Origin of the sequence: Microbacterium sp. H37-C3, assembly GCF_027157935.1 — a bacterium.
GTDB classification, from domain to species: domain Bacteria; phylum Actinomycetota; class Actinomycetes; order Actinomycetales; family Microbacteriaceae; genus Microbacterium; species Microbacterium plantarum.
On the sequence record NZ_JAPVLR010000005.1, the window covers coordinates 231,839 to 248,998 of the forward strand.

At 67.4% G+C, this 17,160-nt stretch carries 22 protein-coding genes and 1 pseudogene; 12 read left to right on the forward strand and 11 right to left on the reverse strand.

Annotated elements, in window-relative coordinates:
• From O1W71_RS14215 to O1W71_RS14225, 3 genes are all read left to right on the forward strand, one after another.
• Entirely contained in the window at positions 1–402 is a 402-nt protein-coding gene (locus O1W71_RS14215) for an arsenate reductase ArsC (protein WP_269268472.1), read from the forward strand.
• Between the two features lie 74 nt (positions 403–476).
• Positions 477–1,418, forward strand: coding sequence for a hypothetical protein (locus O1W71_RS14220; RefSeq protein ID WP_269268473.1), 942 nt, complete (start codon positions 477–479; stop codon positions 1,416–1,418).
• Positions 1,419–1,447: 29 nt separating this feature from the next.
• Complete coding sequence (locus tag O1W71_RS14225; protein WP_269268474.1) at positions 1,448–1,591, forward strand: hypothetical protein; 144 nt, start codon at positions 1,448–1,450, stop codon at positions 1,589–1,591.
• A gap of 49 nt (positions 1,592–1,640) precedes the next feature.
• Here O1W71_RS14225 and O1W71_RS14230 read toward each other — a convergent pair whose 3' ends face one another.
• The 4 genes from O1W71_RS14230 to O1W71_RS14245 form a co-directional block, all read right to left on the reverse strand.
• Positions 1,641–2,243, reverse strand: a complete 603-nt coding sequence (locus O1W71_RS14230) for a cadmium resistance transporter (RefSeq protein WP_016997609.1) — start codon at positions 2,241–2,243, stop codon at positions 1,641–1,643.
• The gene (gene cmtR / locus O1W71_RS14235) at positions 2,240–2,599 is read right to left on the reverse strand and encodes a Cd(II)/Pb(II)-sensing metalloregulatory transcriptional regulator CmtR (protein ID WP_006590980.1); all 360 of its coding nucleotides are present in this window, start codon (positions 2,597–2,599) and stop codon (positions 2,240–2,242) included. Before cmtR ends, O1W71_RS14230 begins: the two co-directional genes overlap by 4 nt.
• Positions 2,600–2,837: 238 nt before the next feature.
• Positions 2,838–4,187, reverse strand: a complete 1,350-nt coding sequence (locus tag O1W71_RS14240; RefSeq protein ID WP_082750005.1) for a dihydrolipoyl dehydrogenase family protein — start codon at positions 4,185–4,187, stop codon at positions 2,838–2,840.
• The gene (locus O1W71_RS14245) at positions 4,184–4,498 is read right to left on the reverse strand and encodes a hypothetical protein (protein WP_060921760.1); all 315 of its coding nucleotides are present in this window, start codon (positions 4,496–4,498) and stop codon (positions 4,184–4,186) included. Before O1W71_RS14245 ends, O1W71_RS14240 begins: the two co-directional genes overlap by 4 nt.
• A 54-nt stretch (positions 4,499–4,552) precedes the next feature.
• Here O1W71_RS14245 and O1W71_RS14250 point away from each other — a divergent pair, with 54 nt between their 5' ends.
• The 6 genes and pseudogenes from O1W71_RS14250 to O1W71_RS14275 form a co-directional block, all read left to right on the forward strand.
• Complete coding sequence (locus tag O1W71_RS14250) at positions 4,553–4,957, forward strand: heavy metal-responsive transcriptional regulator (protein ID WP_183151636.1); 405 nt, start codon at positions 4,553–4,555, stop codon at positions 4,955–4,957.
• A gap of 185 nt (positions 4,958–5,142) precedes the next feature.
• Positions 5,143–5,739: a recombinase family protein gene (locus O1W71_RS14255; RefSeq protein ID WP_239277151.1), complete on the forward strand. Its 597-nt coding sequence runs from the start codon at positions 5,143–5,145 to the stop codon at positions 5,737–5,739.
• Between the two features lie 6 nt (positions 5,740–5,745).
• Positions 5,746–7,128: a Mu transposase C-terminal domain-containing protein gene (locus O1W71_RS14260; protein WP_239277150.1), complete on the forward strand. Its 1,383-nt coding sequence runs from the start codon at positions 5,746–5,748 to the stop codon at positions 7,126–7,128.
• Positions 7,128–7,937: an AAA family ATPase gene (locus O1W71_RS14265; protein ID WP_269268479.1), complete on the forward strand. Its 810-nt coding sequence runs from the start codon at positions 7,128–7,130 to the stop codon at positions 7,935–7,937. The genes O1W71_RS14260 and O1W71_RS14265 overlap by 1 nt, the downstream gene beginning before the upstream one ends.
• A 138-nt stretch (positions 7,938–8,075) precedes the next feature.
• Positions 8,076–8,648 (forward strand): recombinase family protein, encoded by a 573-nt coding sequence (locus O1W71_RS14270; RefSeq protein WP_269268480.1) that lies wholly within the window; start codon positions 8,076–8,078, stop codon positions 8,646–8,648.
• A gap of 169 nt (positions 8,649–8,817) precedes the next feature.
• Positions 8,818–8,928, forward strand: a pseudogene (locus O1W71_RS14275) (recombinase family protein); the annotation flags it as partial.
• Between the two features lie 66 nt (positions 8,929–8,994).
• Here O1W71_RS14275 and O1W71_RS14280 read toward each other — a convergent pair.
• From O1W71_RS14280 to O1W71_RS14290, 3 genes are all read right to left on the reverse strand, one after another.
• The gene (locus O1W71_RS14280; RefSeq protein WP_269268481.1) at positions 8,995–9,486 is read right to left on the reverse strand and encodes a GNAT family N-acetyltransferase; all 492 of its coding nucleotides are present in this window, start codon (positions 9,484–9,486) and stop codon (positions 8,995–8,997) included.
• A 174-nt stretch (positions 9,487–9,660) separates the two neighbouring features.
• Positions 9,661–10,332: an HAD hydrolase-like protein gene (locus O1W71_RS14285; RefSeq protein WP_269268498.1), complete on the reverse strand. Its 672-nt coding sequence runs from the start codon at positions 10,330–10,332 to the stop codon at positions 9,661–9,663.
• 257 nt (positions 10,333–10,589) lie between these two features.
• The gene (locus O1W71_RS14290) at positions 10,590–11,264 is read right to left on the reverse strand and encodes an FtsX-like permease family protein (RefSeq protein ID WP_269268482.1); all 675 of its coding nucleotides are present in this window, start codon (positions 11,262–11,264) and stop codon (positions 10,590–10,592) included.
• Between the two features lie 173 nt (positions 11,265–11,437).
• Between O1W71_RS14290 and O1W71_RS14295 the strand changes: the two genes are divergently transcribed.
• Positions 11,438–12,577 carry an aminotransferase class V-fold PLP-dependent enzyme gene (locus tag O1W71_RS14295; RefSeq protein ID WP_269268483.1) on the forward strand — a complete coding sequence of 380 codons (1,140 nt, stop codon included), beginning with the start codon at positions 11,438–11,440 and terminating at the stop codon, positions 12,575–12,577.
• 26 nt (positions 12,578–12,603) lie between these two features.
• Here the strand turns inward: O1W71_RS14295 and O1W71_RS14300 are convergent, their stop codons facing one another.
• Positions 12,604–13,206 (reverse strand): TetR/AcrR family transcriptional regulator, encoded by a 603-nt coding sequence (locus O1W71_RS14300; protein WP_269268485.1) that lies wholly within the window; start codon positions 13,204–13,206, stop codon positions 12,604–12,606.
• A gap of 90 nt (positions 13,207–13,296) precedes the next feature.
• Between O1W71_RS14300 and O1W71_RS14305 the strand changes: the two genes are divergently transcribed.
• Positions 13,297–14,169, forward strand: coding sequence for an aldo/keto reductase (locus O1W71_RS14305; RefSeq protein WP_269268487.1), 873 nt, complete (start codon positions 13,297–13,299; stop codon positions 14,167–14,169).
• Between the two features lie 26 nt (positions 14,170–14,195).
• On the opposite strand, the gene nucS is transcribed toward O1W71_RS14305, so the two are convergent.
• The 3 genes from nucS to O1W71_RS14320 form a co-directional block, all read right to left on the reverse strand.
• Positions 14,196–14,894, reverse strand: coding sequence for an endonuclease NucS (gene nucS, locus O1W71_RS14310; protein ID WP_064955272.1), 699 nt, complete (start codon positions 14,892–14,894; stop codon positions 14,196–14,198).
• A 9-nt stretch (positions 14,895–14,903) separates the two neighbouring features.
• Positions 14,904–15,497 (reverse strand): GNAT family N-acetyltransferase, encoded by a 594-nt coding sequence (locus O1W71_RS14315; RefSeq protein ID WP_269268488.1) that lies wholly within the window; start codon positions 15,495–15,497, stop codon positions 14,904–14,906.
• Between the two features lie 150 nt (positions 15,498–15,647).
• Positions 15,648–16,907 carry an MFS transporter gene (locus O1W71_RS14320; RefSeq protein ID WP_269268489.1) on the reverse strand — a complete coding sequence of 420 codons (1,260 nt, stop codon included), beginning with the start codon at positions 16,905–16,907 and terminating at the stop codon, positions 15,648–15,650.
• A 56-nt stretch (positions 16,908–16,963) separates the two neighbouring features.
• On the opposite strand from O1W71_RS14320, the gene O1W71_RS14325 reads away from it, so the two are divergent.
• On the forward strand, positions 16,964–17,160 hold a 197-nt coding region (locus tag O1W71_RS14325; RefSeq protein ID WP_269268490.1), incomplete at its 3' end, for a LacI family DNA-binding transcriptional regulator.

Below are 17,160 nucleotides of genomic sequence, written 5' to 3' on the forward strand. Positions count from 1 at the left end.
ATGACCGACACCACGCCCTCCGTCCTCTTCGTCTGCGTCCACAACGCCGGCCGCTCACAAATGGCCGCCGGCTTTCTCCGCGACATTGCCGGCGACCGCATCGAGGTCCGCTCAGCCGGGTCGATGCCCGCGGACCAGATCAACCCCACGGCCGTCGAGGCAATGGCTGAGCTCGGCATCGATATCACCGCGGAACAGCCCAAGATCCTTACGACCGAGGCGGTGCAGGCATCCGACGTCGTCATCACCATGGGATGCGGGGATGCCTGCCCGTTCTTCCCGGGCAAGCGCTACGAGGACTGGAAGCTCGACGACCCCGCCGGGCAAGGTATCGACGCGGTGCGTCCCATCCGCGACGACATCCGCGCGCGCATCGAACAGCTCGTCAGCGAACTCGTCTGACGCGGTAAAGGCGCCGAAGCAGCCCGAACCTATGGGTTGCGCTCAGCCGACAAGAGTCACGCTACGCTCGCGCCGTGGAAGCTGACGATGTCCCCAACCGGATCCCGATCGATCGTGAGCAGTCACGCTCGTGGGTTGAGGTAGCGCAGTCTGCGCGGTTGATGCGCGATCTGCTATCCGAGACGCCACCGGCCATCGGGGGGTCACCATTCAGGGTCATCGATGAGCAGCTGCCGCAGTCATGCGAGAAGTGGTGTCGCTCTTACTTGTCGTCGGCGCTTGAGCACTTGGGCATGTGGGCAGATTTCGTCGCGCCGCTGTCCTTTCACCCTGACACGGTCGTGCATCACGAGGCGCGGCCGGCTCAGACGCTTGCACGTGCGGCGCTCGAGTCGGCGTCTCAAGCTGTGTGGGTGATGGCCTCGCGTGATCCACGCGAGGTGCTGCGTCGTCACCTGTTGCTCGTTCTCGCCGATTGGGCGGAGCAGCGGAAAGCGGAGGTGCACCCGGAGCGCAAAGATGCTCTAAAGCAACAGCGGCTAGATCTTCTCGAGATTCTCGAGAGCTACGGCGTCAAGGTTGATGACCCGTCCTACCTGACGCTCGTCACGGCAGCGGCAAACGAGGTGCGGAACCATGTTTCCGATGGTGACCTTGGCAACCCGGCGCAAGTCGAGCGCTTATGGCGCGCGTCTGCTGGCTCGGCTCACGGAAAGATGTGGCCCTCGCTCGAACTGCGAGTCTCAGTCGAGGTCGACGGACGACCGTACTCGTTCCCAGATGCTGACGCTATGTCCGCGATTCTGGTACTCGCAGACAAGGTCACGCAGTACGGCGTGTTCCGCTTCATCGACTATGCGGGCCATGAACCGGGCCTCGCAGAACGTCTTCGGGCTACCGCGATGCGATGGTACGCGCGCATCCCGAAGGTTCCGGGTGCGCCCGACCGGTTGGACGATCTGGCGGACTATCCACCCGCCGCCACGAACTTCGAGACGCGTGATCACCGTCGGTAAGCATCCTGCGTGAGGCCCCGCCGATAACGATGGTTTCCGGCAGGCTCGTCGACGTCGACGAGCAGACGCGCGTGTGGCTTCGTTCGCTTGGTGGCGGGGTTTTTGCAGCGCTCCGTGGCGGTCTTGTTGCCGCGATCACGCAGGACTGGCTGCAGGTAGGTGTCGCGGTCTGAACCGAGAGGGGTGCGCCCGGTCGGGGCCGTTTGGATCGCTGCCGCTACGTCAGAGTCCGAAGGCTCCGCCGCTGACGAGGATCACGATGCCGAGGCCGATGAGAACGATGGGGAAGAGGATGTGCTCCCAGCGTTCGAGCACTTCTGCGATCGGGGGGCGGGTGGCGACGAACTTTGCCAGGGCCACCAGGACCGCGACGAGCGCGAGGAAGACGATGCAGTAGGCGACTACTGCGAGAGGTTCCACGCTGAGGAAGACAGGGGTGTAGACGCCGATGTTGTCGCCGCCGTTGGCAAGGGTGACGCCTGCGACTGTCCACACGCCGACCTTCTTGCCGGCAACCTTGGCCTCGTCGTCATCGTCGTCATCGTCTCCGCGCCAGGCCTGCCATGCGGCCCAGAGGCCGAGGCCCAGAGGGATGAGACCGAAGTACGGGATGGCTGCCGAGGGCAGGAATGCTCCGGCACCGATGGTCACCAGGACCGCGGCACCGAGGATGCCGGCGAATCCGAGGTACTGGCCGGCCAGAATGCGGGCGGTAGTGCCGCGCTGGCCTGCCCCTCGCGCGAAGAAGAGGGAGAGCACGATGATGTCGTCGATGTTGGTCGCTGCGAACAGGCCCATCGCCTGCAAGACCGAGGTGAGGATCATGCGCCCTCCCCAGCTGCGTCGCATCCGGGAAGCGAGCAGGCGGGATCGATGCACGGGGCGTCTTCGTCCACTGCCAGGGTGGCATCGACCAGTGCCGTCAGCGCCTGCGCCAGGTGCGAATCGGCGATCTCATATCGTGTCCGACGACCCTCGGGCTCGGAGACGACGATCCCGCAATCGCGCAGGCATGCCAGGTGGTTGGACACGTTCGGGCGTGTCAGGTCCAGATCTCGGGCCAGTTCCGCCGGGTAAGCGGGATGGTCGAGCAGGGTCAAGATGATCCGGGATCGAGTGGGGTCGGCCAGTGCACGACCCAGGCGGTTCATCACGTCGAGACGCGAAGCAATAGTCAGCATGGACTGAACTATACAGCGCGCACTGAACACTCGGTCACAGGCGTCAGCCTAGATCGCATGCCCGTAAGGGGAACCTTCACCGTACGTCGAGAGAGCTTCCTCCTCGATGACTCCTTACGAGGGATCGCCATTGTGGACATTGTCGCTTTTTGGCGGTGTTTTGTGATCGCTTAGTGACGGGTGTGGCTGGCCGGCGACTGACGGAAAGCAGAGGTAGTCGGCTCTGTGTGTTAGTTGGTCAGAGTAGGGAGCCGAGGTCGGAGCCGAGGGAGGGGTAGGTGGCGGTGGTGGATTTGAGTTGCCGGGTGGTGAGACCCAGTTTGATGGCGATGCCGAAGGTGTTGATCAGTTCGGAGTAGCCGGGGCCGAGCAGGTGCGCGCCAAGGATCTGATCGGTGTCGGTATCGATGATGATCTTCGCGGCGGCGGTGGTTTCGGCGACCCGGTAGGTGGAGTACCAGTTGCTGGTGTCAGTGAAGCGAACGGCGGTGTTGTGGCTTGTGGCGGCTTCTTCTTCGAGGAGGCCGACCCGGTTCAGCTCCGGGATGGTGAACACGGTCGTGGGGACCCCGGTGTAGTCGGGTGCTGTGGTGGTTCCTTTGAGCATGTTCGACGCGGCGACTTTCCCCTCAAACACGGCCACCGGAGTCAGGGGACGTCCCGCGGTGTCGGCGGCGTCTCCTGCGGCATAGACGGCGGGGTTGGTGGTGCTTTGCAGGTGCCCGGCGACGGTGACTCCACGTAGGCTGCCGGCAATACCGGCAGCGTCCAAATGGAGGCCATCGAGGGCGGGGACGCGACCTGCTCCATGAACGACGAGGTCCGCGTCAAGACGGGTGGTCGTGCCGTGGGTGTTGATGCTGATCTGGAACCCGGCGGGGGCGGCCTCGATGGCGGTGACGTTGGTGTTTCGGTAGACGTGGATGCCGGCTTGCTCGGTGCGGGAGGTCAGCAACTCCACCAGGTCGGGGTCGAACTCGCGCAGGGGTCGCGGGCCGTGGTCGATGATCGTGCACTGCGCGCCGGCGCGGGCGGCGATGTGCGCGAACTCGAACGAGATGAAGCCGCCGCCGATGAACACGATCCGCTGCGGTAGAGCATCGAGGTCGAGGAATTGGGTGCTGTCGATGAGGTGTGCCGCACCGGGGAACGTCAACGGCCTCGGGGTGGCCCCGGTGGCGATGAGGAAGCGGTCGGCGTGGTGGGTAGTGCCATCGATGGTGAGGGTGTTCGGGCCAGTGAACTCGGCGTGGCCGTGAAAAGTGGTGGCACCGTTGCCGGTGAGTTCGTCTTCCATGCCTTTCGGGACACCGTCGGTGAAGCCGCGCTTGCGCCGCATCAGGGCCGGCCAGTCGACACGGAGGCCGCCTTCTGTAATGCCGGTGTCGTTCATCAGCCGGGCGGCATCGACGATTTCGGCGCCGCGGCGGAGGATCTTTTTCGGGTCGCATCCCCGGAGCGCGCAGGTACCGCCGTAGGGCAACGCGTCGACAATCCCGACCCGCCAGCCCTGCGCCGCACACTTGTTCGCAGCGGACGTGCCCGCCATGCCTGCACCGATGACCAGCAGATCGAACGCGTCACTCACCGGATACCCGCTTCGACGGTCCTGATGGCGTCCCGGATCTGCTCTGTCGTGGGCGACCCGGCAAGACCTGCCGGTGTCAAATACACCCGGCACGACAGGCCGGGCGGAGCTTCTGGCGCGGGAAACAGCGGCACACCGTCGGCCAGGAGAGTCGGGGACCCGCGGAAGTCGAGAGCTTCCGCTTCCTCCTGCGTCTCGATGAGCTGCCGGCTCACCGTGACGTCGGATCGTTCCGCGGCGATCACCGTGAGGCGATCCGCGGCCGTCTCCCAGTTCGGGCACCCATCGAAGTACTGCAACGTGATCTGCATGCATCGACCGTAAACGTTGCAGCCCGGTACAAGGTCAAGTGGTGAAATGGGGGTATGCGCATTGGAGACCTCGCCGCCACCACGGGAGTCAGCACCCAGACCCTTCGTTTCTACGAACGCGAAGGGCTACTTTCTGCACCGAGTCGACAAAGCAATGGATACCGGGTCTATGACGATGAGGTCGCTTCCCGCGTCGGATTCATTCGCGCCGCTCAATCTGCCGGATTGACGCTGGCCGACATCGCCGGAGTCCTCACTCTCCGGGAAGACGGGCAGGCGCCCTGCTCGCACGTGCACTCGCTGCTCGATGGCAAACTCAATGAAGTCAGGGTCCGTCAACAAGAACTCGCCCGTCTCGAAACAGAACTCGTCGACATGCTCACCACCAGTTCGGCCGTCGACCCAGCGACGTGCTCGGAGCGCAGCATCTGCAACGTCATCCCGCGGCCGCTACCGTAAACCCGTCGTTGTACGCACCAGCAGGGCATCTCGAAAAGCTACAGCTTTGCGAGACGCCCCGCCCCGCGGTCGTTTGGCGCCCAGCAGGTCCGGGATCTCGGGGCATCTATTGCCTCAGAAAGACGTCTTGCCGTGTTTTGTCTCAGGAGGGGACGCGGGAGGTGTTTCCGAGTCAGAATGAGACCGTGAGACTTCTGGGATACACGCGTGTGAGTACGTCGAGTCAGGACGCGCAGTTGCAGCTCGACGCGCTCGTCGCCGCCGGGGTGCAGAAGCGCGACGTCTTCGCGGACGTCACCTCGGGGAGCAAGACCGCGATCGAGCGGACCGGGATGAAGAAGCTCCTCGAGTACGCCGAGGACGGCGACACCGTCGTCGTCTGGCGAGTCGACCGGCTCGGCCGCTCCCTGATCGACGTGCTGAACACGGTGAACCTGCTGCGCGAGCGCGGGGTGCAGGTCCGGTCGATCTCGGACGGCATCGATCCATCGACGTCGACGGGCCGGCTGATGCTGAACATGCTCGCCACGCTCGCGGAGTACGAGCGGGAACTCATCGTGGAACGGGTCAACGCTGGCATCGCGGCCGCCCGGGCGAACGGGACCCGGTTCGGTCGGCCTCTTTCGGATCCGGTCGTGATCGCGGACAAGCTCGCGATCGCCGCAGATGCGCGAGCGCGCGGGCGTACCGCTGAGGACGCTGCTCGTCTCGTCGGGTGGAGTCGCGCGACGCTCTACCGCCACCAGCATGCCCACACGGCCCGCGAGAGTGCAGCGACGTAGCGACCGATGGACGGCCTCGAGCGGTGGCGGATCCTTCGACTTCACGTCGAAGATCAGGTCCCACTCGCGGCCCTCGCCCGCGACAGTGGCATCGGCACACGGACGCTGCAGCGCTGGCATCAGCTCTACAAGCGAGACGGGCTCGCCGGGCTCGACGACACTACGAGGACAGACAAGGGCGGCCGGCGCACTGACCCGGCGACCGTCGCCGCCATCGAGCGGCTCGCTCTGACTCGGCCTCGCCCGTCGATCGCGACGCTGCATCGCCTAACCGCCGAGGAGTGCCTGTGCGACGGCAGGCCGGCGCCCAGCTACGCCACCGTCCGGCAGATCGTGCGGGCGATCGACCCAGCGCTCGTCACCCTCGCGTTGGAGGGCCCCGCTTCCTACCGCGACCGGCACGAGTTGGTGTTCCGCCGCCGCGCGGAACGGCCCAACCAGATCTGGCAGGCCGACCACACCGAACTCGACGTCCTCATCGTCGGCGCGAATGGGAAGCCCGATCGCCCCTGGCTGACGACCGTGATGGATGATCACTCCCGCGCGATTTGCGGCTACATGGTCTTCACTGGAGCGCCTTCGTCGCTGAACACCGCCCTCGCGCTGCGGCAGGCGATCTGGCGGAAGACCGACCCGGCGTGGGCGATGTGCGGAATCCCCGACGTGCTGCACGTCGATCACGGGTCCGACTTCACCAGCCACCACCTCGAACGCACCGCCGTCGAGCTGCACCTCCGGCTCATCTTCTCGACCGTCGGCCGACCCCAAGGGCGCGGCAAGATCGAGCGGTTCTTCGGCACCATCAACACCGAGGTCCTCCCAACCCTCCCCGGCCACCTCGGCCCCGGGAACCGCACCCCGCAGCCCGTGCTCGATCTCCCGAGCGTGGACAGGGCGATCGGTGCCTTCATCACCACCTACAACCAGCGCACCCATCAGGAACTCGGCATCTCCCCGCGCGACGCGTGGGTCGCGGACGGCTGGATGCCCCGCATGCCCGACACACTCGACCAACTCGACGGCCTGCTGCTGACCGTGCCCACGCATCGCACCGTTCAGCGAGACGGGATCCACTTTCAGGGCCAGCGCTACCTCGCGCCCACCCTCGCCCCGTTCGTCGGACACACCGTCACCATCCGCTACGACCCCCGCGACGTCTCCGAGATCCGCGTATACGACCACGACACCTTCATCTGTGTCGCCGTCGACGAAGCCCACCCCAACATCCGCCTCAGCCTCCGCGACATCGAAGCCGCCCGTCGCGCCCGCCGCCACGAACTCCGCCGTACCCTCAACGACCGCATCCCCACCTCCGCCCACCGCGAAGAATCCCACCTCGCGGACCTCACCCCGCGCAAGAAACGACTCCGCACCTACGAGGAGGAGTGATGACTCAGAGCTTCATCGTCACTAAGGAACACCGCCGCTTCACCGAGTTCGCGAACGCGGTGAAGAAGGAGCGCACCATCGGCATCTGCCACGGTGATGCCGGAGTCGGAAAGACCAACTCCGCCCGCCGCTACGCCAACTGGGACACCCTCGAGCCGTACATCACCGCGTGGGGCCCGCGCGGCGAGGACGACGCGAAACACAACGCGCTCGCGCATCGCTCGCGCACGGTCTTCTACACACCCGAGGTGCTGCCGCGACCCAAAGACCTCATGCGCGACATCAGCAAGTGGCAGGTCAAGGTCGGCATCTGCATCGACGAGCACCTGCGCACAATTGGGAAGGTTGTCGGCGTGCACAACGGTGACACCACTCGGCGGGTCGAGATGCTTATCGTCGACGAAGCCGAGCGGCTCACGCCCACCGCGCTCGAGCTGCTCCGCGACGAACACGACCGCACCCACCTCGCGATGATCCTGATTGGCATGCCCGGTATCGACCAGCGCTTCCGCCACTACCCCCAGCTCTACAGCCGCCTCGGCTTCTCCCACCGCTACCGCGCCCTCGGCCGCGACGAACTCCTCTTCGTCCTCGATCGACACTGGAAACACCTCGGACGCACCCTCAACCCCGACGACTTCACCGACGCCCAAGCCATCGTCGCCATCGAACGCATCACCCGAGGCAACTTCCGCCTCCTCGAACGACTCTTCCCTCAAATCAGCCGCGTGCTCAAGATCAACGAGCTCGAAACGATCACCGACGACGTTGTGGAGGCTGCCGCCAGCGTCCTCATCCTTGGGAGCTAACCAGCGACACCGAGCGTCCGCAGAACGCCGCCACCGAGCAAGCAACTCCACAACTACTCCTTACGAGGGATCGCCATGTACGCAAGACCCGTACGGTGACATGGGCGGTGAGGGGAGGGCAACTGCAACAATGGGGACATGCATGTCGGCTACGCGCGCGTCTCGACTCTCGAGCAAGACCTCTCCGCCCAACGGGAAGCACTCGAGCGCCTCGGAGTCGAGAACAAGAACATCTACTTCGACCACGGCCTAACGGGAACGACCCGCGCCCGGCCCGGGCTGCGTGAGGCACTGGCCGCGACCCGGGATGGGGACACCCTGGTGGTGACCAAGCTCGACCGGCTGGCCCGCTCGCTCCCGGACGCGAGGGACATCGCCGACGAGCTCACCATCAAGGGAGTGGCGCTCAGTCTCGGAGGCAGCATCTACGACCCCAACGACGCCGTCGGCCGGTTGCTGTTCAACGTGCTCGGCATGGTGGCCGAGTTCGAGGCGGACCTCATCCGCCTGCGCACCCGCGAGGGCATGGCCATCGCCAGATCCAAGGGCAAGCTCAAGGGCAAGAAGCCCAAGCTCTCGCCCTCTCAGCGCAAGCATCTGTTGACGTTGCACGCGGCTGGCGAGCACACCCAGGCCGAGCTCGCCGAGCTGTTCAACGTCTCCCGCACCACCATCTACCGCGAGCTGCGCCGCACCACGGCGGACACCTGACCGCGCCTGCACCGCCACTGAGCGATCACAGAAGCCCGCCACCAAGCCATCACATCCACAGACGCGCGACACGCCGAGGATCGATCCGCCGAAACCCCCTGCCGAAACCGAATCGCGCCGGAACCTCGGCAGTGCCGTTTTCGGCATGGCACATTAAGTCGGCTACGCCCGAGTCTCGAAGCGGGAGCAGAACCCAGACGCTCAGGCCGCCGAACTCCGCGCCGCCGGCTGCGAGCCTGTCTTTGTCGACGACGGCGAATCGAGCCGCGTCACCGATCGCCCGCAGTGGCAGCCCTCGCCGCCACAGTTTCGGGTTCTGCAGCCGCGCCGACATCGAACCGTCGCGTTAAATCCCGTCGAGCGTCGGCGGCAGGGCGAACACGAGCTCGTCGATCTCCTCGCCGCGGGCGGGGGCGTAGGCGCGCTGCCGGCGGATCTCACTGAAGCCGTTCTTGGTGAGCACGGCGATGGATGCCGCGTTGTCGGCGGCGACCCGGGCATAGAGCGGGCGCTCCGCCTCGCGGGCGACGAGCAAACGCAGCGCGGCGGAGGCGACACCGCGGCCCTGCGCGTTTCGGGTGATCCAGAAGGTGACCTCGCGGTCTCCGTCCACGGTGAACGCCGCCGCGGTGCCGGCGAAGCCGCCGTCATCGGTCACGACGAACATTGAGACGCGGTCGTCGGCGCGGTGGCGTTCGAGCCAGGCGTCGAACGCGTCGCGGTCCGAGGGATCGTCGGCGGTGAACGCGGCCTGGGCGACCGCATCCGGGTCGCGCATCATCTCGAAGACGGCATCCGCGTCGTCATCGTCGAAGGGGCGGAGATCCACGTGAGTCACACCGGCACGCTACGCGGATGAAATCCGTCTCATTTACGGGTATCGGTGCGCGGCGAAGATCAGTACAGTTATCCCGTCACGCATCGCGTGACGTATCCGGGGGGATCCGTCGACGCCCGGGCGCTGCATTTCTGGCACGCAGCCCGGGCGTCGAATGGGGGAGTGCCCCGACGCTCAGCCGGCAGGAAGCAGCTGCGTACGCAGCTCGTCGATGTCGGATGCCACGGCGATCGCGCCGTTCGCCTCCTCGGGAGTGCTGAAGCCCCACGACACGAAGATGACCGGCACGTCGTTCGCGGCGCCGCCCTCGACGTCGTGGTGGCGATCTCCGATGAGAACGGGTCGCGACACGTCGACGCCATCGGTGGTCAGACGCCGGAGAGCTTCGGCCACGATGTCCGACTTCGAGCTCAGCGTCTTCTCGTCGCTCGTTGCCCCGACGATCTCGCGCAGCCGCGGTGCGAGGCCGAAGTGCTCCATCAGCGCGCGCACCTGGATCTCGGGCTTCGAGCTCGCCGTCGACTGCGGCACGCCCGCCTCATGCAGCTCGACCATGAGGTCGGCGACGCCGGGGTAGAGGCGTGCACCGGTCGTGTAGCCGTCTGCCTTGCCGAGCACGCGGTAGAACGACACCGCCTCGGTCGCCTTCTCGGGCGTCATCCCGAGGTTCGTCTGGAACGACTCGTGCATCGGCGGACCGATCCAGTGGATGAGCTCCTCGCGCGTCGGCGCGGGGTGGCCGAAGTGCTCGAGCGTGATCGTGAGGCGGCGGAGGATGCCCTCGGAAGCGTCGACGACCGTGCCGTCGATGTCCCACAGGACGCAGGAGAACGGCGATCGGGTCATAGGTCCCACCCTACGTGCGCGATGACGCGGAGTACGGCGTGAGGGTGCCGTCCACCATCTCCCGCACGCGGTCGCAGTGGGCCTGCCCGAGCCGGAGGGACCGACGATCGCCACGAACTCGCCGGGGGCGACCGTCAGCGAGACGTTGTCGAGAGCGCGGATGCGGGTGTCGCCGTCTCCACGCTCGAGGGTGACGTCGCGGATGTCGAGGGCGGCGGTGCGTGTGTCAGCGGCGGTGCGTGTGCGGGTGGTGGTGGTCATCGCTGTCCTGCGAGGGCGGTGAGGGGGTCGACGCGGGAGATGCGCAGCACCGCCGCGGCGCCGATGAGGCCGAGGGCGATCGTCAGAACGCTGGCAATCGCGATCGGCCCGGCCTCGAGGTCGAAGGGCATCGCGTCGGGCATGAGGGAGCCGAGTCCGACGCCGGCGCCGATACCGATCGCCGTGAACCCGACGAGGAGGATCGCGGCCTGGGCCATGCTGTCGCGCAACAGATAGGCGCGGGAGGCGCCGACGGCGCGGAGGATGGCGATCTCGCCGGTGCGCTGCGTGAGCGTCTCGGCTTCGTAGCCCGGGGAGGCGTTGAGCGACTCGGTGCGCGACATCGACATCGTGCCGACCGCTTCGTCGATAGCCGCGAGGTCGGTCTCGGCGGGCGCCTCGAGCGCGACCACGCTGGAGTACTCGTAGTCGAGAGCCGCGATCTGTTCGGCTGTCGGGGCTCCGGGCTGCGCGGTGTTGGACGCGATCAGACGCCAGGTGTCGATCGGGAGGTAGGCGACATCGACGTGGCCGAAGGTCGCTTGACCCTCGGTGAAGCCGACGACGGTGAGCTCGAGTCCGATGCAGTCGAGCGTAACGACGGTGCCGAGCTCGACGCCGTCGCCTTCCAAAGACTCGGAGACGACGATGCCGGCGAGATCGTCGCCCACCGATGCGCCGCTCGACACGGTCGGGTCGAGGAAGCCCCCGGCATCTTGCCGACAGTTTGTCGCCAACTTTGGGCGAGGTCAAATGTCGCTGTGCACGGCGGCGACGCGGCGCTCTATCGTTGCGGTATGACGCTTCGATCGGATCGCGTTCTGAGGCTCGTCGAGCTGGCGCTGTGAGTGCGGGGACCGATGGGTCGTCTCCGTTCGACGCCTATCTGAGGTCGTTCCAGGAAGCGCCCGGGTACCTCAACTTCGCCAGCTACGGCCCGCCGTCGCTCGCCGTCATCGAGACCATCGGCGCCCTCGCCCATGACGCATCCCTCGGCCGAGCCTCCGCGCAGTTGCACGCGCAAGACCGTCGCGGCCTCGCGGCGGTCTCCCGTCTGACCGGATTCGATCCGGATGCCGTGACCCTGACGACCAGCACGTCGCTCGGGTTGCTGCAAGTGGCGTTCGGGTTGCCCCGCGGCGAGGTCCTCGTGAGCGAGGCGGAGTTCCCCGCGAACCTGTACGCATGGTGGCGGTCAGAGGATGCCGGGCTCACCCGGGTGCGCTCGCTGCCGATCATCGCGGGCGGGCCGCTCGCGCCCGTCACCCCGGAACGGGTTGCGGCCGCTGTGCGACCCGACACCGTCGCCGTGGCAGTCAGCGCCGTCGACTTCCGAACCGGCACGCGGGCCGATCTCGCGGGGCTGCGCGAGGCTGTCGGAGATCGACTTCTCATCGTCGACGGCATCCAGGGTTTCGGCGTCCTCGACATCGACTGGACTGTCGCCGATGCACTCGTCGTCGGCGGGCAGAAGTGGTTGCGTGCCGGGTGGGGTGCCGGCTTCACGGCGCTCTCTCCTCGCGCGCTCGAACGACTCCTCCCTCGGCTGGGTGGGTGGACGGGCGTCGAGGACCCGAGCCGTTACGACGGACGCCGGCATCCGCCGTTGCCGGGAGCGCAACGACTGTCGGTGACGAACGCGTCGCCCTTCGCGTCCGGCGCGCTCGCTACGGCTCTCGAGGTGATCGAGACCGTCGGCGTTGCGGCGATACACGATCGAATCGCTGCAACGGCCGAGCGGTTGATCGCGGGACTCGCCGAGGCGGGTGTGAGCGTCCTTTCGCCAACGCGTCACGATGACCGCGCGGGTATCGTCGTCGCGCGCACCCCGTCGGGGAACGCTTCGTCGGCGACAGATCGACTCGCGGATGCCGGCATCACTGTGACGGGGCACGGACCGGATCGTGTCCGCTTCAGCGTTCACGCCACCACCACCACTGACGCGATCGACGCGGCCGTCGAGGTGATGGCGAACATCCCGTGACAGCTCCGAGGAGCTGCTGTACTCGCTCACGCCGGGGAGGACTCCGAGCGCACTCCGCCGTGCACGCCCCCATCGAGAACCCCGATGATGCCCGCGATCACGCCGTCGGCATCGACCCCGTGCTCCACGAGCTGCATGCCGGCGCTGATGACGCCCTGCACGAGCGCCGTACGGGTTGCGGCATCCGGGATTCCCAGCTCCTCGAGGAGGTGACGCAACGGCGCCGTGAGCGCGTCGTGCATCGCCATGATCGCCTCGACGTTCTTCGGCGAGATGTCGGTCTGCTGGAGTCCCGTGGCGAGCGTGTGCTTGCCGTCGGCCGTCATCCGGATCGTCGCGATGACGTAGGCGTGCAGGCGAGCGCGGCCGGGGGCTGCGGCATCCATCGCGGCCTCGAGCTCCGCACTCCACTCCTCGAACGCCTGCATCGCGATCGCGGCGAGCAGGTCGTCCTTCGACGGGAAGTACTCGTAGAAGCTCGACCGGGACAGGCCCGCCCTTTCGCACACCGAACGCGGGGTGATGGCGGCGACGCCGGCCTCGGCGATGATCGCCTTCGCCGAGGCGAGGAGGGTTCCGTGTTGAGCGACGCGGTGTTCTGCGACGGTCGCAGCGGTGATCTTCGGCACCGCCCCATTATGGGTCTCGCTCATGAGGCCCGCCGGGGTGGCTATGCGGGTGGCGGGAATGTCTCGCGGCTCCCGCGCGCTGACATCCTCATGACGACATCCAGCACGTCCTCAGCCCACGCTTCCGGCACCTTCCGCATCGGCGGCGACCTCGAGGTCAACCGCCTCGGCTACGGCACGATGCAGCTCACCGGCCCCGGCGTCTGGGGTCCGCCGAAGGATCACGACGAGGCGATCCGCGTGCTCAAGCGCGCCGTCGAGCTCGGCGTGAATTTCTTCGACACCGCCGACTCGTACGGCCCCTACGTCGCCGAGGAGCTCCTCAAGGAGGCGCTGCACCCCTACGGCGACGACGTCGTGATCGCGACGAAGGCCGGACTCACGCGTACCGGACCCAACGAGTGGCCCCCGCTCGGGCGCCCCGAGTACCTGCGCCAGGAGGCCGAGATGAGCCTCCGCCGCCTCGGTCTCGACCGCATCGACCTCTTCCAGCTGCACCGCATCGACCCGCAGGTTCCCCTCGAGGACCAGGTCGGCGAGCTGAAGAAGCTCCAGGACGAGGGCAAGATCCGCCACATCGGACTCTCCGAGGTCACCGTCGATCAGGTGAAGGCCGCGCAGCAGATCGCGACGATCGTCTCGGTGCAGAACCTCTACAACCTGCAGAAGCGGGATGCCGAGGAACTCCTCGACTGGTCGACGGAGCAGGGCATCGGCTTCATCCCGTGGTTCCCGCTCGCCACTGGCGGCCTGACCGGGGCGGACTCGCCCCTCAGCGAGCTCGCCGAGCGCAAACAGGCATCTCCCGCCCAGATCGCGCTCGCGTGGCTGCTCAAGCGCTCGCCGGTCGTTCTGCCGATCCCGGGCACCTCGAGCGTCGCGCACCTCGAGGACAACCTCCGCGGCGCCGAGATCGAGCTGACCGACGACGAGTTCGAGGAGCTGTCGAAGCTCGGCTCCTGACGGCTCGCGGTTGCGGGCGCGTCGCGTCAGAACAGGCGCGGCGCGCCCGACTCGATGCCCTTCATGGCGTCGTAGTCGAGCGTGACGCAGCGGATGCCGCGGTCGGTGGCGAGCACCTTCGCCTGCGGCTTGATCTCCTGCGCGGCGAACACACCCGACACGGGCGCGAGGTGCGGGTCTCGGCCGAGCAGCTCGAGATAGCGCGTGAGCTGCTCGACACCGTCGATGTCGCCGCGGCGCTTGACCTCGACGGCGATCGTTCCGCCCGCGGGATCGCGCAGCAGCAGGTCGACCGGTCCGATCGCGGTCGGGAACTCGCGGCGGACCAGGGTGAGATCCTCGCCGATGACCTCGACCTGCTCGGCGAGCAGCCGCTGCAGGTCGGCTTCGACGCCGTCCTTGATCAGACCGGGGTCGACGCCGAGCTCGTGGGACGAGTCGTGGATCATCTCGTAGATGCGCACGACGAGGGTGTCGCCCGACTTCGCGTGGGTCACCCGCCACTGCTCGACGACCTGCTCCTCGACATCCGGGTCGTCCTCGGGCGTCTCGACCGTGAGCGTGCACGGCGGGCTCATCCAGTTCAGCGGCTTGTACGACCCGCCGTCGGAGTGCACGAGCAAACTTCCGTCGCCCTTATGCACCAGCAGACGGGTGGCGAGCGGAAGGTGAGCATTGAGGCGCCCCGTGTACTGGACGGAGCAGCGGGCGATGACCAGACGCACCCGTCGAGCCTAAGCGCTATCGCTGGCGGCGGCGGCGGCGGCGGCGGCGGCGGCGTCGGCATCGGCGACGGAGAGCTCGTAGATGATCTCGAGACCATCCTCGTCATCCCACTGCTCGCCGCGCTCGACGAACCCGTAACCGTCGATGAGCGCTCGTGACGCGACATTGTCAGGGCTGATCGTCGCGCGCACCGTGCGCACATCGGGGTGGCTGCGTGCCACGTCGAGCAGGGTCTCGAGAGCCTGTCGTGCATAACCGCGGCGCCGCAGCGCGGGGTCGACGCGATACCCGACTTCGACCATGCCGCTGGCATCCGGCGGGCCGTGGAAGCCGGCGACCCCGACCACTTGATCGAGCCGCGCGTCGACGATGAGCCGGGTGATCCAGGGGGCGTCGCCGGGTGCGTCCCTGACCTGGACGCTGCGATGCCGCCACAGCCAGTCGCACTCCGGGCCGGTGAGGAACGGGGTCGCGTAGGTCGGGTCGAGTTGCGCAGTGAGACCCGATCCGAGGGCGTGGAGCGCCGACTCGGGGACCATGTCGAGGCGAGTGGCGGAGACGTCCGGGCGCGGGTGATGCCACGGCTGCGAGGAGATCGTCATTGCGGATGATCATGGCAGAGCGACGGTGGTCGCGCGCGCCCAGCCCAACCCAGCCCGCCCGGCCGCCTGGCCTCGACCGAGGTCCCAGTTCGGCCGGGAATGGCGGCGGGATACCCGGCCGAAGTGGGACCTCGCGGCGCGGGGTCGGCCTCAGTGGCGGCCGGCGCCGACCTTGGCTCCGGGCAGCGGCTTCGCTGCCGACGAGGCGAGACCGGATGCCGCGACGAGCACCACCAGGATGAACAGCGTCGGCAGCAGGCCGATGTGGTCGCTGATGAATCCGAGGATTGGCGGTCCGCACAGGAACGCGACGTAACCGATCGTCGCGGCGGCGCTCACGCGGGCGGCCGCGTGGGCGGGGTCGTCGGCGGCGGCCGACATCCCGAGCGGGAAGCCGAGCGACGCCCCGATGCCCCACAGCGCGGCTCCCACGAAGACGAGCGGCAGGTTCGGGGCGAGGATGAACAGCAGGATGCCGGCGGTCGCGGCGACGGCGAGCACGCGCAGCGTCGCGACCCGGCCGAAGCGGTCGACGAGGGGACCGCCGAAGACGCGCACGACGGTCATCGAAACGCTGAAGACGGTGAGCGCCGCGGCGCCGATGGCGGCGGTTCCGCCCTCGTGCTCGACCACGCCGAGCGCGAGCCAGTCGTTCGCACCGCCCTCGGCGAAGGCCATGCCGAGCATGATGATGCCGAGCGTATAGGTCCGCGGCTCGCGCCAGGCCGACAGCGAGACCGCGAGGCGCTGACGCCACCCGGGCGCGGGGCCGTCGGCGGGGCCCGCCTCCGCCGACGCGGAATCGGCGGCGACGGCGTCGGTCACCGCCCGGCGGGGGACGTTCGCGATCGCGACGATCGCGAGCACGACGATGAGCGAGGCGATGGTGACGGCGTGGATGGCGACGCCGATGCGAAGGCTGGCGGCGATCGCGCCGAGCCCTGCGCCGATCACGGTCCCGAAGCTGAAGAAGGCGTGGAACAGCGGCAGGATCGTCTTGCCCGACTGCGTCTCGATGGCGGCTCCGTCGACGTTCATCATGACGTCGAGACATCCGTTGCCGAACCCGAAGAGCGCGAGCCCGACGATGAGCATCGCGTAGGAGTGGAAGAAGCCGCTGCCGAGCCCGAGGATCGCGAGGCCGATCGACAGGGTGATCAGTACCCCGAACATGCCGGTGCGGGTGCCGAGTCGGGCGATGATGACCGAGCTGGCAGAAAGCCCGAGGATCGAGGCGATGCCCATCGCGAGCAGCGCCAGACCGATCTCACGGTTCTCGATGCCCAGGTCTTCCTTGATCGTGGGTACGCGCGCGGCCCAGGTGGCGATACTCAGGCCGCTCGCGGCGAAGATCGCGAAGACGGCGTTGCGCCAGCGCAGGTAGACGGAACGGGAGAGCACATCGGTCACTGGGTCAGCGTACCGAATCGATTCGACGTTGCACTACGGCCAGGTACGATCGGGGCGTGAACGCACGTCGGCCCACCATCTCGGACGTCGCGCATGCGGCCGGGGTCTCGCCGTCGACGGCATCCGTCGTCTTCAGCGGCAAGACCCCCGTGAGCGAAGCGACCCGCGCGAAGGTCCTCACGGCTGCCGCCGAGCTCGGATACCTCGGACCCGACCCGCGCGCGGCGTCGCTCCGGCGCGGACGCAGCGGGAT